Genomic DNA, 12,381 nt, shown 5'->3' on the forward strand with positions numbered 1-12,381 from the left:
CCTTTTGGTCATGGCCGCCACGGCCCACGTCAGCGCCCAGGGCGTGACCGACGCGATGATCGCCAACGACGCGGCCACGCCCGACAACGTCCTGAGCTGGGGCCTGGGCACGCAAGGCCAGCGCCACTCCACCCTGACGGGCATCAACGCCAAGAACATCAACAAGCTGGTCCCGGTGTGGTCCATGTCCTTCGGCGGCGAGAAGCAGCGCGGCCAGCAGAGCCAGCCGCTGGTGCACAAGGGCAAGATGTTCGTCACCGCGTCCTACTCGCGCATCTACGCGGTGGACAGCAAGACGGGCAAGAAGCTCTGGAAGTACGAGCACCGCCTGCCCGAGGGCATCATGCCCTGCTGCGACGTGATCAACCGCGGCGCCGCGCTGTACGACAACCTGGTCATCTTCGGCACGCTGGACGCCCAGCTCGTGGCGCTCGACCAGGACACCGGCAAGGTGGTCTGGCGCGAGAAGATCGACGACTACTCTGCGGGCTACAGCTACACCGCCGCTCCGCTGATCGCCGAAGGCCTGCTGATGACCGGCGTGTCCGGTGGTGAATTCGGTGTGGTCGGCCGCGTGGAAGCGCGCGACCCCAAGACCGGCAAGATGGTCTGGACCCGCCCCGTGGTCGAAGGCCACATGGGCTACAAGGACGGCAAGGAAAACGGCATCACCGGCACCACCAACGCATCGTGGCCCGGCGAGACGTGGAAGACCGGCGGCGCGGCCACCTGGCTGGGTGGTACCTACGACGCCAAGACCGGTCTGGCCTACTTCGGCACCGGCAACCCCGGCCCCTGGAACAGCCACGTGCGCAAGGGCGACAACCTGTACTCCGCCTCCACCGTCGCCATCGACGTGAAGACCGGCCAGATCAAGTGGCACTACCAGTCCACCCCGAACGACGGCTGGGACTACGACGGTGTGAACGAGTTCATCACCTTTGACATGGACGGCAAGCGCGTCGGTGCCAAGGCCGACCGCAACGGATTCTTCTATGTGAACGACGCCGAGACCGGCAAGCTGCTCAACGCGTTCCCGTTCGTGAAGAAGGTGACCTGGGCCACCGGCATCGACCTCAAGACCGGCCGCCCGAACTACGACCCGGCCAACCGCCCGGGCGACCCGACCGCCGCCGGTGGCGACGGCACCAAGGGCAAGTCGGTGTTCTCGGCGCCGGGCTTCCTGGGTGGCAAGAACCAGATGCCCATGGCCTACAGCCCCAAGACCGGCCTGTTCTACGTGCCCACCAACGAATGGGGTATGGAGATCTGGAACGAGCCCATCACCTACAAGAAGGGCGCGGCCTACCTGGGCGCCGGCTTCACCATCAAGCCGCTGTTCGACGACCACATCGGCTCGCTGCGCGCGATCGATCCGAAGACCGGCAAGGTGGCCTGGGAAGTCAAGAACGAGGCCCCGCTCTGGGGTGGCGTGCTGACCGCGGGTGACCTGGTGTTCTGGGGCACGCCCGAGGGTTACCTGAAGGCCGCCGATGCCAAGACCGGCAAGGTGGTGTGGCAGTTCCAGACCGGCTCTGGCGTGGTGGCACCTCCCATCACCTGGACGCAGGACGGCGAGCAGTACGTCTCGGTGGTTTCCGGCTGGGGCGGTGCGGTGCCGCTGTGGGGCGGTGAAGTGGCCAAGAAGGTCAACTTCCTGGAGCAGGGCGGCTCGGTCTGGACCTTTAAAGTGATGAGGTGACCCCCCTGCGCCGCTGACGCGGCTTCCCCCCTGGAAGGGGGGACCACACCTGAGGCCCGGCGGAGCCGGTTCCTCGGTGTGTGCTGGATGGGGCACTTCCTCCTCCGTTGTGCTGGAGAGGGCCCTGTCCATTTTTTCGTCTGTCGTTTTTCTGGTTGTTGATCATGCGCACTCTCCTTCTCCTCCTCTCCTCCGGTGTTCTGCTTGCTTCCGGTGCCGTACACGCGGTCGATGAAGCGGCCGCGATCGAGCTGGCCAAGAACAACGGTTGCCTGTCCTGCCACTCGGCCAAGGAAAAGATCGTCGGCCCCGCTTACAGCGATGTGGCCGACAAGTACAGGAACGACAAGGACGCCGTGGCCAACCTGGTCCAGTCGATCCAGTACGGCAGCAAGGGCAAGTGGGGCCGCATTCCGATGCCACCCCATCCCAGCATGAGTGCGGCCGACATCAAGACCCTCGCGCAATGGGTCATGACCGCCCAACACTGACCGCGCTGGCTGCGGCGCTCTGCATGGGCGCCGCGGTGGCCCAGCCGGTCTTGCCCGAGGGCGAGAAGTCCCTCGTGGTGGTCACGCGCGACGGCCAGCGCACCCGCATCGGCGCCGTCACCTTTGGCGCTGCCAGCGGTGGCCGGTCGAGCTTCCAGGTGAAGATGGACCACGCGGTGATGCGCGACCACTTCCTCTCCATGCGCGAGTTCAAGTGCCTGCCGGCGGCGCAGGAGATCACCTGCTTCGTGCCCTACCCGTACCCACACCCGGGCACGGTGAGCGCCAGCGACCTGGGCTGGCTGGAACACAACCTGCTGTTCTTCTTCAAGCAGCCGGCCGACTTCGGGGCCAAGCTGTGGAACGGGATCATCTTCCGGTTCGTGCCGACACCCACCGGGCTGGTGGGCACGCCGCAGGCGGTGGATCTCAACCGCATCGGTGTGCCACCCGAAAAAGCCGACGAGCCGCCCTACGGCCGCTTCGACCGCGACGACTTCGCACCCGGCGCGCGGTGGGTGCAGGAACTGCGGATCGAGTGACGGTGTGGTGCCGCGAGCGGACCCGAGTCCGCTCGCTGGCGCTCAGTCCTTCTTGCAGTCCGACTTGCCCGCGGTCGCGCAATCCTCGTCATCGTCCCCGTGGTCCCGGTCGTCGTCGCTGCTGCCGTCGTCGTTGTGGTGATCGTCGTCGTTCGCGTCGTCATCGTCGTGGCAGTCGGACTTGCCGGTGGCCGTGCAGTTGTCGTCGTCCGCGCCGTCCTCCCGGTCGCTGTCTTCGATCTTGACCCGGCTGGCCACCAGGACGCCGTTGGCCATGGTGCCGTAGACCTCGACACGCATGCCGACGCTCACGGTGCGCGGGGCGGCGCTGGCGTCGACGGGGATGCCGTCCACGCTGAAGCTGGTGGGGCTGGTGTAGGCCGTCACGCGGCCTTCCAGTTCGTTCGGGTTGGCGTTGTCATCGTCGCGGTCGTCGCTGTCATCAAGTTCGACCTTGTTCGCCTGCAGCGTGCCATTGACCATTTCGCCATGGACTTCCACGCGGCTGCCGGTGCTCATGCCCTGGGGCGTGGCGCTGGAGCCGCTCGCATCCACCGGAATGCCGTCGACGCTGAAGCTCTGCGGGCTCTCGTAGCTGGTCACGGTGCCGGTGAGGGAACGGCCGCTGGCGGTGGTGGTGCTGCTGCTGTCTCCGCTGCCGCCACCACAGGCGGCCAGGCCTGCGACCAGCAGGGACGTGGTGATCAGCCGCCATGCGGACAAGGACAAACGGGTGGGCGTGGTGGGGGCGTGCGTCATGGTGAAGGGTCCTCGGTGTTGTTGTGAATGACGGCCGTGCAACGCGCGCCAGCCGGGTGCGGCGCAGTCGCTCGCGTCGGCGCACAAGATCACCGGCGGGCATTAAGGAAAGCTGAAATGGCAAGGGGTTTTTCAAGGCTTACCTTTGGTTGCGCGGCATCCGGTCGGGGCGCCGGCCTGTAACAAACGGACACCCCGGGCGGTACCCGGGTGGGTAGCATTTCTGCGCCGTCAAAGACACAGGACAACGAACATGAAGACACCCCGCACCACCTCGCTGACCAGTGGCCTTCTGGCCGTCGCCGCGGTGGTCGCCATGGGCGCAGCCTCGGCAGCCGACGTGACTGTGAGCGTCGGGACAACACCGACACCGACCCCCACTGCGCCGACGACCTCGCCATCGGTCCGCCAGCAGGACTTCGTCATGCAGCTGGCCAAGGCCGATCTCAGCAAGCAGGGCATCACCGAGCCGACCACCGAGCAGCTGGCCCTGGCGGCCAGCAATGTGCAGGCCCTGCGCGACAAGGGCCTGGGCTGGGGCGCGATTGCGAACAGCCTGGGCCTGCGGTTCGGGGCTGTGGTCAGCGCGGCCAACCGCGCGGATCAGGCCGAGCAGGCCGCCTTGCGCAAAGCGAAGCCGCACGACACGGTGAGCACCGATGCGCCCGAACAGGGCCGCGTGGGCCTGGCGCTGGGCCGCCCGTCCGACGAGGGCAAGGGCCGCAGCGACGGCGCCGGCTCTTCGGGCAACGCAGGTGGTGGCAAAGGCGGTAGCAGCGCCAGCGGCGGCGGCAACAGCAGTGGAGGCAAGGGCGGAGGCAACGCTGGCGGGAATGGCGGCGGCAACAGTGGTGGCAAGGGGGGCGGCAACGGCGGCAAGGGCAAGAACTGACCCTGAAGCGGGTCGTCCTGCTCAGCGCTGCAGTTCGGCCCGCAGCACGCCGCCGGTCATGAAGCCCTGCGGCACCTTTTCCTCGCGTTCGAGTTTCACCAGCCCCTGGCCCTTGCAGTACCACTCCCGGCTGATCAGGGGCACGTCGGTGAAACCGTGGACCGGGTCGGTGTAGAGGTTCAACCGGGCCTGGCCGACCACGCGCAGACAGGGCTTGAGCTCGCTGCCATCGGCCCGCGTCACCACATCGTCCACCGACTCGATGCGCCAGGTCATCTGGGCCTTGTGCGTGTACTTCAGGTCGCGCGGGTGCTCGTTGCGGCGTTGCAGCAGGTAGGGCACGGTGGCCGTGGTCCATTCGGTGCCCACTGCATAGGGCGCCTTGAGCACCCACAAGGGTTCGGCATCGGCCGTGGGTTGTTCGTCGATGTCGGTGCGGGTCGCGATGCGGCGCACGCCCTGGTCGTCCACCTTCAGGTAGTAGCTCACACCGGCCGAGTGGTGGCGCACTGCGACCGGCTGGTCCTGGAACACCGCAGGCTCGTCCACGCGCATCACCCATTCTTCGGCCTCGCGCGGCTCGTCCATCTGGTACGTGACCGCCAGCGTCTGCTCGTCGCCCGAGCGCAGCGGAAACCATTCGTTGCCCAGGTCGCGGCCACCGCAGGCGGTCAGCAGCGCCAGAGGTGCGCAGAGGAGGAGGTGACGGCTCATTTTTCAGGCAACTGCGCGCGTGGCAAATCTCTGAGCTTGATCTCGACCTTGTCGTTGCTCGCCGGGCGCAGCCAGGGCAGGCTGCCGGTGCCGCGCCTGGGTTCGGTCTCGCCCAGCTGCGTATTGCCGTCGCGCGCCTTCTTGATGCCGTCGCCCAGGATGCGGTGCAGATCTTTTTCGTAGGGCAGCTTGAACTGGCGCGGCATGGCCAGCGGCGCATCGTCCTTCATCGGGTGAACCCAGAGAAAGATCGCGCCTTCGTGGCCACGACCGGGGCTGGGTTCGTCGAACACGGCCGACAGCAGCACGAACTGGCGCGGCAGCTCGTCCTCGGCGGGCCAGCCGGCCAGACCGCGGAAGGTCTGGAACGAGAACACATAGAAGCCACTGACCATCACCACCAGCGTGGCCTTCAGGCCCCAGTGCCAGCGCGTGCCCAGACACAGGATCAGCAACAGGAAGGCCAGCAGCGCGTAAGCGATGGACAGCAGCAGCAACTGGGAAGAGACGGCAGGGATCATGGTTCTTGTTGTGGTGGGGTTCAGAGCCCGGCGCGCTGCACGATGGTCTTGGGCGTGGTGCTCAGCGCCAGCACCTGACCCGCGTCGTCCAGCGTGAAGCGCACCAGGGTGCGTTCGTCGCCCTTGCGTGGGATCTGCTGGGTGCCGGTGTAGACGATCTCGGCCTGCGGGTTGACCTTGACCACCATCACCGTCACCTCTACGGGTTGCTGGTCGCCGCTGTCGTAGTAATGGGCGTTGACCACGTACTCGCCGGGCACGATGCCGCGCAGGGTGACGATCTCCTGCCGGATGGCGCTGCTGATCAGCTTGCCGTTGACCAGCACGCTGTTGTTCTTGGCGCCGCGGTCGTCGCGGTCCAGATGCAGCATGCCGGCGTCGCGCTGGCGGAACCACAGCGTCTTGCCGCCGGGTTCGAGCACCCAGGTGTCCACGTCGTTGGGGTTGTTGTCGGGCCAGGACACCGTGACCATGAACTCGGCCTTGGCCGGCACGTCGCCCGCCTTGCGGGCCTGCGGGTTGAAGGCCAGGATGGCGATGACGAAACAGAAGACGAAGGCGATCAACATGTTGAACAACATGTCGTAGAACGGGTCGGCCTCGGTGTCACGTACCGGCCGGCCGATCGCCATCGTCAGGCTCCGTGGGTTGCAGGGACAGGGCCAGCGCATCGGCCACCAGCGCGTCAGCAAACCGGTCCAGCCGCATCAGCTGCATGCCCAGCAGGATGTTGCCGGTCAGCCCGGTCACCGTCGTCAGCAGCGCGATGCCCAGGCCGCCGGTGAGGCTCCTGAGCAGCTGCGCGCTCTGGCTGGGGTCGAAGCTGTCCATCTGGCCCAGCTCCAGCGCGAGGATGGAAAAACCGATCACTTTGCCCAGCAGGCCCAGCTTGAGCTGGATGCCGTTGAGCCACCAGGCCATCTCGTGCGGGCCGTGCGCACGCTCGCCCAGCACCTGGAGCCAGGACGCGCGGTCGGCGCCGGGACGCGCGGTGCCCTGCAGGAACTCGCCGCTCCAGCCGTGGGGCTGTCCCGCGTCGAGCGCGCTGCGCTGGCGGCCCAGATCCCAGGCGCGGCGCCCGGCCCATAGCGAGCAGCCGATGAACAGCACGACGATCACCAGCGTCAGGTGCGTCGGGTCGGCCTCCACCAGACGGTGCCAGGCGCCTGCGCGCCAGAGCAGCCAGGCCGCGAACACCAGCAGACCCATGTAGGCCAGCCAGAGCAGGAACAGGCCCTGGTCCGCGCGCTCCACGTTCAGCGTGGGCCGCGCGGCACCCGGCAGGCGCCGCACCAGAAGGGCCCCGAACATGCGGTGGGTGGAGGTGTTCATGGGTTCACGGCGCACGGCCGCCCGAAGCCGTGAACGCGCCCTCTTGGGGGGCAGCGACCGCCGCAGGCGCGGAGCGTGGGGGCTCGTTCGGATGCAATGCCTTCGATTCCGCATCGCTGCGGAACACGATGGGGATGTTGCGGCGCTTGGGCGCGTCGCGCACCACGGCCACCACCTTCTGATGGTGGGCCGACTTGCTGCACACCGGGTCGGTTTCGGCCGGATCGCCGGTGAGCAGGAAGGCCTGGCAGCGGCAACCACCGAAGTCCTTGTGGCGCTCGTCGCAGCTGCGGCAGGTCGGCTTCATCCAGGCGTCGCCGCGGTAGGTGTTGAAGGCGTTGCTGCGCTGCCAGATGTCGGCGATGGACACTTCCTTGACGTTGGGGAGCGCCAGGCCGGGCAGGTCGCGCGCGTTGTGGCAGGGCATGGCCAGGCCGTCGGGCGCGATGGAGAGGAACACCGCACCCCAGCCGTTCATGCAGGCTTTGGGGCGCTCTTCGAAGTAGTCGGGCACCACGAAGAGCACGCGGCACTTGTGGCCGTCGGTTTTGGCTTCCTGCTCGGCGCGGAAGGCGTTGACCTCGGCCTCGGCCACGGCCAGTTCCTCGCGCGTGGGCATGAGGTGGTCGCGGTTGATCCAGGCCCAGCCGTAGTACTGGGTGTTGGCCAGTTCCAGGTACTCGGCCTCCAACGCCACGGCCATGTCGATGATCTTGCGCACATGCGGCAGGTTGTGCCGGTGCAGCACGCAGTTCATCACCATGGGCCAGTCGTGTGCCTTGATGAGCTTGGCCACGCGCTGCTTGAGGTCGAAGGTCTTGGTGTGGCTGAGGAAGTCGTTGAGCTCCTTGGTGGAGTCCTGGAACGACAGCTGCACGTGGTCCAGCCCCGCGTCCTTGAGCTTCTGCGCACGGGTGGGCGTCAGGCCCACACCCGATGTGATGAGGTTGGTGTAGTAGCCCAGGCGGTGCGCTTCCTGCACCAGCTCTTCCAGGTCGTCGCGCAGCAGCGGCTCGCCGCCGGAGAAGCCCAGCTGCGCCGCGCCGAGCTTGCGCGCCTGTGTCATCACGTCGACCCACTGCGCCGTGCTCAGCTCGTCACGCACCTGCGCGTGGCTCGTCGGGTTGTAGCAAAAGACGCAGTGCAGCGGGCACTGGTAGGTCAGCTCCGCCAGCAGCCACAGCGGCGGGCCAGCGGGGATGGGGGAGGCGCTCAGAAGATCAGTCGATCCAGCCACGGCGTTGGCCCTCTTCGAGCAGGTTGCGGACTTCAGGGCCGATGCCTTGTGCGTTGAACGCGGCTTCCAGCTCGCTCACGATGGCGTCCACCGTGTGATCTCCATCGCAGCGCTTGAGGATCTCGGCTGCGCTTGGGTTGAGCTGCACCATGCCTTCGGGGTAGAGCAGCACCCAGCGCGACTGCGCCTCTTCGTACTGCAGCCGGAAGCGGCGCGAGAGCTTGGGGTGGTCGGGCAGGGCGGCGCTCATTGACATGCCTTTTCAATCGCATCCAGCATCGTCCAGAGGATGTCCAGCTTGAACTGCAGGATGTCCAGCGCGTGGTGCTGCTGCTCGCGGGTCTGGAAGTGCGCCAGCGTCACGCGCAGGCCGTGTTCCACGTCGCGGCTGGCCAGTGGAATGCGGCTGCGGAAGTAGGCCAGGCCGTTGGATTCGATCCAGGGGTAGTGCGTGGGCCAGGTGGCCAGGCGGTCCTTGTGGATCTGCGGCGCGAACATCTCGGTGAGCGACGAACACACCGCTTCCTGCCAGGGCGCCTTCGCCGCGAAATTCACATAGGCGTCGCAGGCAAAGCGCACCGCCGGCACCACGTGCTGCAACGACCACAGTTCTTCGCGCGAAATGCCCACGGCTTCGCCCAGGCGTGTCCAGGCCTCGATGCCGCCTGCGGCCGAGCCTTGGTGATCACCGTGGCCATCGTGGTCGAGGATGCGCTCGACCCACAGCCGGCGGTGCTCGCGGTCGGGCATGTTGGCCAGGATGGCGGCGTCCTTGCGCGGGATGCAGATCTGGTAGTAGAAGCGGTTGGCCACCCAGCAGCGGATCTCGTCCGGTGTGCAACCGCCCGAGTTCATGCGCACGTTGAACGGGTGGTGGATGTGGTAGCTGCGGCCCTTGTCGCGCAGCTGGGTTTCGAACTCCTGTGCGCTCCACGCGGACAGGCCTTCGTGGGGGCGGTGGTGGCGGGCGATCTCCATGGCGTGCTCAGAAAGAAATGTCCATGCCGTCGTGGGACACCTCGATGCCGTGCTGCGTCAGCAGTGCGCGTTCGGGCGAGTCTTCCACCAGCATCGGGTTGGTGTTGTTGATGTGGATGAGAACCTTGCGCACGCCGGCGGGCAGGCGGTCCAGCTGTTCGATCATGCCGCCCGGTCCGCTCTGCGGCAGGTGGCCCATGTCGAGTGCGGCCTTGGACGAGAGGCCCAGGCGCTGCATCTCGTCGTGGGTCCAGAAGGTGCCGTCGACCAGCACCACGGCGCAGCCGCTCATGAGGTCGATCAGTTCGTCGGTGACCTCGGCCAGGCCGGGCGCGTAGAAGGCCTTGGCGCCGGTGGCCGGGTTGGTGATCAGCAGGCCGATGTTGTCGCCCGGCCGCGGGTTGCCGCGGAATGGTGAGTACGGCGGCGGCTTGGACGAGAGCGAGACGGTGTGCAGCTGCAGGCCGGGCAGGGCGGCGATGTGCACCGCGCTGCCGTCGATGGGCAGCTCCTGCCGCTCGGTGCCGCAGTAGTGCGAGAGGATGCCGGTGATGGGGAAGCCGCTGCCGATGTCCGAGAACACCTCGGGCGTGGCCAGCAGCGGCAGCGGCGTCTTGCGCTCGCGCAGCATCAGCAGGCCGGTGACGTGGTCGATCTGCGCGTCCATCAGCAGCACGGCGGCGATACCGCTGTCGCGGATGGCGCGGGCGGGCTGCAGCTCCGGGTTGTCGCGGATCTGCGTGAGGATGTCGGGTGAGGCGTTGACCAGCAGCCAGTCCTGGCCGTTGTCACTTACCGCAATCGACGACTGGGTGCGGGCGCGCGCCTTGAGCGTGCCGCGGCGCAGGCCGCTGCAGTTGGGGCAGTTGCAGTTCCACTGCGGGAAACCGCCACCGGCGGAAGAACCAAGAACGCGGATGCGCATAGACTGGATTGGGAAGAAAAAAGGCGCACGTGTGGGAGCACCCGTGCGCCTGAGGTCGCTCGTCGCCGGTGGTCAGCGGTTGGCGATGTACATCGTGATTTCAAAACCGAAACGCAGGTCGGTGAAGGCGGGGGTTGTCCACTGCATGTCTTGTCTCCAGTTGGGGTTGGCATGAATCGTGACTGCTGACCTGCCTGCACTGTTGCAGTTCAAGCCGCACCCGATGATCAGCAAAAACGATGCCACCGGACAAGGCCCCTGGCGACGCCAGCGCGACTTTGACGTCGGGTCGCCGCACCGCATGGCTTGGCACCTGGGTGGAAACCCTGAGGGCGAGCCCTGGCTGCTGATACACGGCGGTCCGGGCAGCGGTGCGAACCCGGGCCTGCTGGCGCCGCTGGATCTGCACCGGCAGCGCGCGATTGCGCCCGACCAGCGCGGCAGCGGCGGCAGCCGCCCGCGCGGCAGCACGCTGCGCAACCACACGGCGGCGCTGGTGTCGGACCTCGAAGCCCTGAGGCGCCACCTGGACCTGGAGCGCTGGTCGCTGCTGGCCGGTTCGTGGGGCACGGTGCTCGCGCTGGCCTACGCGCAGGCCCATCCGCAGCGGGTGCAGCGGCTGGTGCTGCGCGGGGCCTTTGCGCTGTCGCGGCGCGAGATCGGTGGTCTGCTGCAGGGCGTGGCATCAGGGAAGACCCTGAGTGTTCCTGGGGCCGTCTGGCCTGCCTCGCGCAGCGTGGCACTGCCCGCGCTGCTGGCCCGTCTGCGCCAGTTGCTCCAATCCGGTACACCCGCTGTTGCAGGTCTGCGCGCGGCGCGGCGCTGGGCCCTGCTCGAATCGCGCGCGGCGGCCCGTGGCATGTGGCGCGCGCTGCTCCGTACCGAACGGCCCGCGGCTGGGGCCCGTGCGGTCTGGGCCAGCCAGCGGCGGCGCGAGCGGCGTCTGGCGGCCGGGTTCCAGCGCAGGGGCGACCGCGCCGACCGCACGGACCGGGCGCTGCGGCGCAAGTTCAGCATCCAGTCGCACTACCTGTTGCGGCGCGGCTTTGTGCGTCCGGGTGGCCTGGACCGGGCGGTGCGCGGGCTCGCGCTTGCGGGTGTGCCGGTGAACTGGGTGCACGGTGCGTTCGACGCGGTGTGCCCGCCGCGGAACAGCCGGCGCTGGCAGGCGCTGATGGAGCGCCTGTCGCCCGGTCTGTCGTCGCTCACGCTCACCCGGGCCGGCCATCTGGGGCACGAGCCACAGACGCTGGCGGCGCTGCGCGAGAAAGTGAGGCGGTCGTGACGGTTGGCATGAAGGCGTGGTGTCGCCGGGCGCTGGCCGCGCTGCTGCTGGGGCAGGCGGTGTCTGTGCTGGCGGCCACGGATTGCAGCAGCCTGGAACCCGTGCCCTGGCGCGCCGTGGCGCCGGGCGCCTGGGTCTGGCTGCCGCCGGACGGAGGCGATGTGTCACCCGCCAACGCCGGCCACGTGGTGCCCACCAGCGTGCTGGTGTCGGGGCGCCAGGCGCTGGTGATCGACCCCGGGCCCAGCCACCGGCACGGCGAGCGTGTGCGGCGTTCGCTGGCCTGCCGCTTTGGCGCGCAGGTGCGCTGGATCGTCAACACCCATGCGCATTCCGAGAACGTGCTGGCCAACTCGGCGTTTGCCGCGGACGTTGCGGCCGGGCGCACGCAGATACTCGCGACCGCCCCGACCCGCGAAGGCATGGCGCTGCGCTGCCCGGACTGCCTGGCGAGCCTCACGCAGCGTGTGGGCGAAGGGGCAATGGCCGGCACGCGCATCGTGCTGCCCACGCGCACGCTGTCCGAAGGCGAGGTGCTGCGCCTGGGCCGCTGGCGGCTGCGCGTGATGCGGGTGGAGCATGCGCACACCGAGGGCGATCTGGTGCTGTGGGATGCGCAGCACCGCGTGCTGTGGGCCGGTGGGCTGGTGTACCAGGGCCGTGTGCCGGAACTGGCACAAGGCCACCTGGACGGCTGGATCGCGGCGCTGGACCGCCTGCAGGCCCTGGGTCCCAGGCAGGTGATCGCCACCGCATGGTCGGTGGCCGACGGATCGGCAGGGCCTTCCGCACTGCAGGACACCCGCGCCTACCTCGCCGCGCTGCGCGAGAAGACCCTGCAGGCCATGGACGCCGGCGCCCAGCCGCAGGAAATCGACCGCGTCGCCTTGCCCGCCTTCCGCTCCTGGGCGGGCTACGAGGCGCGGCACGGCTTCAACGTGCTTCGCGCCTGGCGCGAACTGGAGCCGGTGTGGATGGACCAGGCGAAACCCGCCAGATGATC

16 protein-coding genes are annotated in these 12,381 nt (G+C 68.1%); 6 read left to right on the forward strand and 10 right to left on the reverse strand.

Annotated features, from left to right (window positions below; genetic code table 11):
• Positions 1-10: 10 nt before the first annotated feature.
• From HFL01S_RS02575 to HFL01S_RS02585, 3 genes are all read left to right on the forward strand, one after another.
• On the forward strand, positions 11-1,702 hold the full coding sequence (locus HFL01S_RS02575) for a PQQ-dependent methanol/ethanol family dehydrogenase (RefSeq protein ID WP_066254659.1): 1,692 nt from the start codon (positions 11-13) through the stop codon (positions 1,700-1,702).
• Positions 1,703-1,866: 164 nt separating this feature from the next.
• Positions 1,867-2,193: a c-type cytochrome gene (locus tag HFL01S_RS02580; RefSeq protein ID WP_066254230.1), complete on the forward strand. Its 327-nt coding sequence runs from the start codon at positions 1,867-1,869 to the stop codon at positions 2,191-2,193.
• On the forward strand, positions 2,169-2,735 hold the full coding sequence (locus HFL01S_RS02585; protein WP_066254233.1) for a hypothetical protein: 567 nt from the start codon (positions 2,169-2,171) through the stop codon (positions 2,733-2,735). Before HFL01S_RS02580 ends, HFL01S_RS02585 begins: the two co-directional genes overlap by 25 nt.
• Positions 2,736-2,777: 42 nt before the next feature.
• Here the strand turns inward: HFL01S_RS02585 and HFL01S_RS02590 are convergent, their stop codons facing one another.
• On the reverse strand, positions 2,778-3,494 hold the full coding sequence (locus HFL01S_RS02590; protein ID WP_066254236.1) for a DUF5666 domain-containing protein: 717 nt from the start codon (positions 3,492-3,494) through the stop codon (positions 2,778-2,780).
• Positions 3,495-3,747: 253 nt separating this feature from the next.
• Between HFL01S_RS02590 and HFL01S_RS02600 the strand changes: the two genes are divergently transcribed.
• Positions 3,748-4,386: a hypothetical protein gene (locus tag HFL01S_RS02600; protein ID WP_157538742.1), complete on the forward strand. Its 639-nt coding sequence runs from the start codon at positions 3,748-3,750 to the stop codon at positions 4,384-4,386.
• A 21-nt stretch (positions 4,387-4,407) separates the two neighbouring features.
• Here the strand turns inward: HFL01S_RS02600 and HFL01S_RS02605 are convergent, their stop codons facing one another.
• The 9 genes from HFL01S_RS02605 to pqqA all read right to left on the reverse strand — a co-directional run bounded on the left by HFL01S_RS02605 (position 4,408) and on the right by pqqA (position 10,240).
• The gene (locus tag HFL01S_RS02605) at positions 4,408-5,100 is read right to left on the reverse strand and encodes a hypothetical protein (protein WP_066254243.1); all 693 of its coding nucleotides are present in this window, start codon (positions 5,098-5,100) and stop codon (positions 4,408-4,410) included.
• Entirely contained in the window at positions 5,097-5,621 is a 525-nt protein-coding gene (locus HFL01S_RS02610; protein WP_066254245.1) for a hypothetical protein, read from the reverse strand. The genes HFL01S_RS02605 and HFL01S_RS02610 overlap by 4 nt, the downstream gene beginning before the upstream one ends.
• A gap of 20 nt (positions 5,622-5,641) precedes the next feature.
• The gene (locus tag HFL01S_RS02615; RefSeq protein ID WP_066254248.1) at positions 5,642-6,253 is read right to left on the reverse strand and encodes a DUF2135 domain-containing protein; all 612 of its coding nucleotides are present in this window, start codon (positions 6,251-6,253) and stop codon (positions 5,642-5,644) included.
• Positions 6,228-6,953 (reverse strand): hypothetical protein, encoded by a 726-nt coding sequence (locus tag HFL01S_RS02620; RefSeq protein WP_174525219.1) that lies wholly within the window; start codon positions 6,951-6,953, stop codon positions 6,228-6,230. The genes HFL01S_RS02615 and HFL01S_RS02620 overlap by 26 nt, the downstream gene beginning before the upstream one ends.
• A 4-nt stretch (positions 6,954-6,957) precedes the next feature.
• On the reverse strand, positions 6,958-8,190 hold the full coding sequence (gene pqqE, locus HFL01S_RS02625) for a pyrroloquinoline quinone biosynthesis protein PqqE (protein WP_084383054.1): 1,233 nt from the start codon (positions 8,188-8,190) through the stop codon (positions 6,958-6,960).
• On the reverse strand, positions 8,174-8,446 hold the full coding sequence (pqqD, locus tag HFL01S_RS02630) for a pyrroloquinoline quinone biosynthesis peptide chaperone PqqD (protein ID WP_066254250.1): 273 nt from the start codon (positions 8,444-8,446) through the stop codon (positions 8,174-8,176). Before pqqD ends, pqqE begins: the two co-directional genes overlap by 17 nt.
• Positions 8,437-9,168: a pyrroloquinoline-quinone synthase PqqC gene (gene pqqC / locus HFL01S_RS02635; RefSeq protein WP_066254252.1), complete on the reverse strand. Its 732-nt coding sequence runs from the start codon at positions 9,166-9,168 to the stop codon at positions 8,437-8,439. The genes pqqD and pqqC overlap by 10 nt, the downstream gene beginning before the upstream one ends.
• Positions 9,169-9,175: 7 nt before the next feature.
• The gene (gene pqqB, locus HFL01S_RS02640) at positions 9,176-10,093 is read right to left on the reverse strand and encodes a pyrroloquinoline quinone biosynthesis protein PqqB (RefSeq protein WP_066254257.1); all 918 of its coding nucleotides are present in this window, start codon (positions 10,091-10,093) and stop codon (positions 9,176-9,178) included.
• A 72-nt stretch (positions 10,094-10,165) separates the two neighbouring features.
• Positions 10,166-10,240 (reverse strand): pyrroloquinoline quinone precursor peptide PqqA, encoded by a 75-nt coding sequence (gene pqqA / locus HFL01S_RS24550; protein WP_068167214.1) that lies wholly within the window; start codon positions 10,238-10,240, stop codon positions 10,166-10,168.
• A 31-nt stretch (positions 10,241-10,271) separates the two neighbouring features.
• Between pqqA and HFL01S_RS02645 the strand changes: the two genes are divergently transcribed.
• The gene (locus tag HFL01S_RS02645) at positions 10,272-11,378 is read left to right on the forward strand and encodes an alpha/beta fold hydrolase (RefSeq protein ID WP_245644725.1); all 1,107 of its coding nucleotides are present in this window, start codon (positions 10,272-10,274) and stop codon (positions 11,376-11,378) included.
• Positions 11,379-11,386: 8 nt separating this feature from the next.
• Positions 11,387-12,379: an MBL fold metallo-hydrolase gene (locus HFL01S_RS02650; RefSeq protein ID WP_066254261.1), complete on the forward strand. Its 993-nt coding sequence runs from the start codon at positions 11,387-11,389 to the stop codon at positions 12,377-12,379.
• Positions 12,380-12,381: the final 2 nt, after the last annotated feature.

The organism is Hydrogenophaga flava NBRC 102514 (assembly GCF_001571145.1).
Lineage (GTDB): Bacteria > Pseudomonadota > Gammaproteobacteria > Burkholderiales > Burkholderiaceae_C > Hydrogenophaga > Hydrogenophaga flava.

Coding starts and splice junctions, on each gene's coding strand:
- HFL01S_RS02575 (WP_066254659.1), top strand. CDS start 11: ATGGCCGCCACGGCCCACGTCAGCGCCCAGGGCGTGACCGACGCGATG.
- HFL01S_RS02580 (WP_066254230.1), top strand. CDS start 1,867: ATGCGCACTCTCCTTCTCCTCCTCTCCTCCGGTGTTCTGCTTGCTTCC.
- HFL01S_RS02585 (WP_066254233.1), top strand. CDS start 2,169: ATGGGTCATGACCGCCCAACACTGACCGCGCTGGCTGCGGCGCTCTGC.
- HFL01S_RS02590 (WP_066254236.1), bottom strand. CDS start 3,494: ATGACGCACGCCCCCACCACGCCCACCCGTTTGTCCTTGTCCGCATGG.
- HFL01S_RS02600 (WP_157538742.1), top strand. CDS start 3,748: ATGAAGACACCCCGCACCACCTCGCTGACCAGTGGCCTTCTGGCCGTC.
- HFL01S_RS02605 (WP_066254243.1), bottom strand. CDS start 5,100: ATGAGCCGTCACCTCCTCCTCTGCGCACCTCTGGCGCTGCTGACCGCC.
- HFL01S_RS02610 (WP_066254245.1), bottom strand. CDS start 5,621: ATGATCCCTGCCGTCTCTTCCCAGTTGCTGCTGCTGTCCATCGCTTAC.
- HFL01S_RS02615 (WP_066254248.1), bottom strand. CDS start 6,253: ATGGCGATCGGCCGGCCGGTACGTGACACCGAGGCCGACCCGTTCTAC.
- HFL01S_RS02620 (WP_174525219.1), bottom strand. CDS start 6,953: ATGAACACCTCCACCCACCGCATGTTCGGGGCCCTTCTGGTGCGGCGC.
- pqqD (WP_066254250.1), bottom strand. CDS start 8,446: ATGTCAATGAGCGCCGCCCTGCCCGACCACCCCAAGCTCTCGCGCCGC.
- pqqC (WP_066254252.1), bottom strand. CDS start 9,168: ATGGAGATCGCCCGCCACCACCGCCCCCACGAAGGCCTGTCCGCGTGG.
- pqqB (WP_066254257.1), bottom strand. CDS start 10,093: ATGCGCATCCGCGTTCTTGGTTCTTCCGCCGGTGGCGGTTTCCCGCAG.
- HFL01S_RS02650 (WP_066254261.1), top strand. CDS start 11,387: ATGAAGGCGTGGTGTCGCCGGGCGCTGGCCGCGCTGCTGCTGGGGCAG.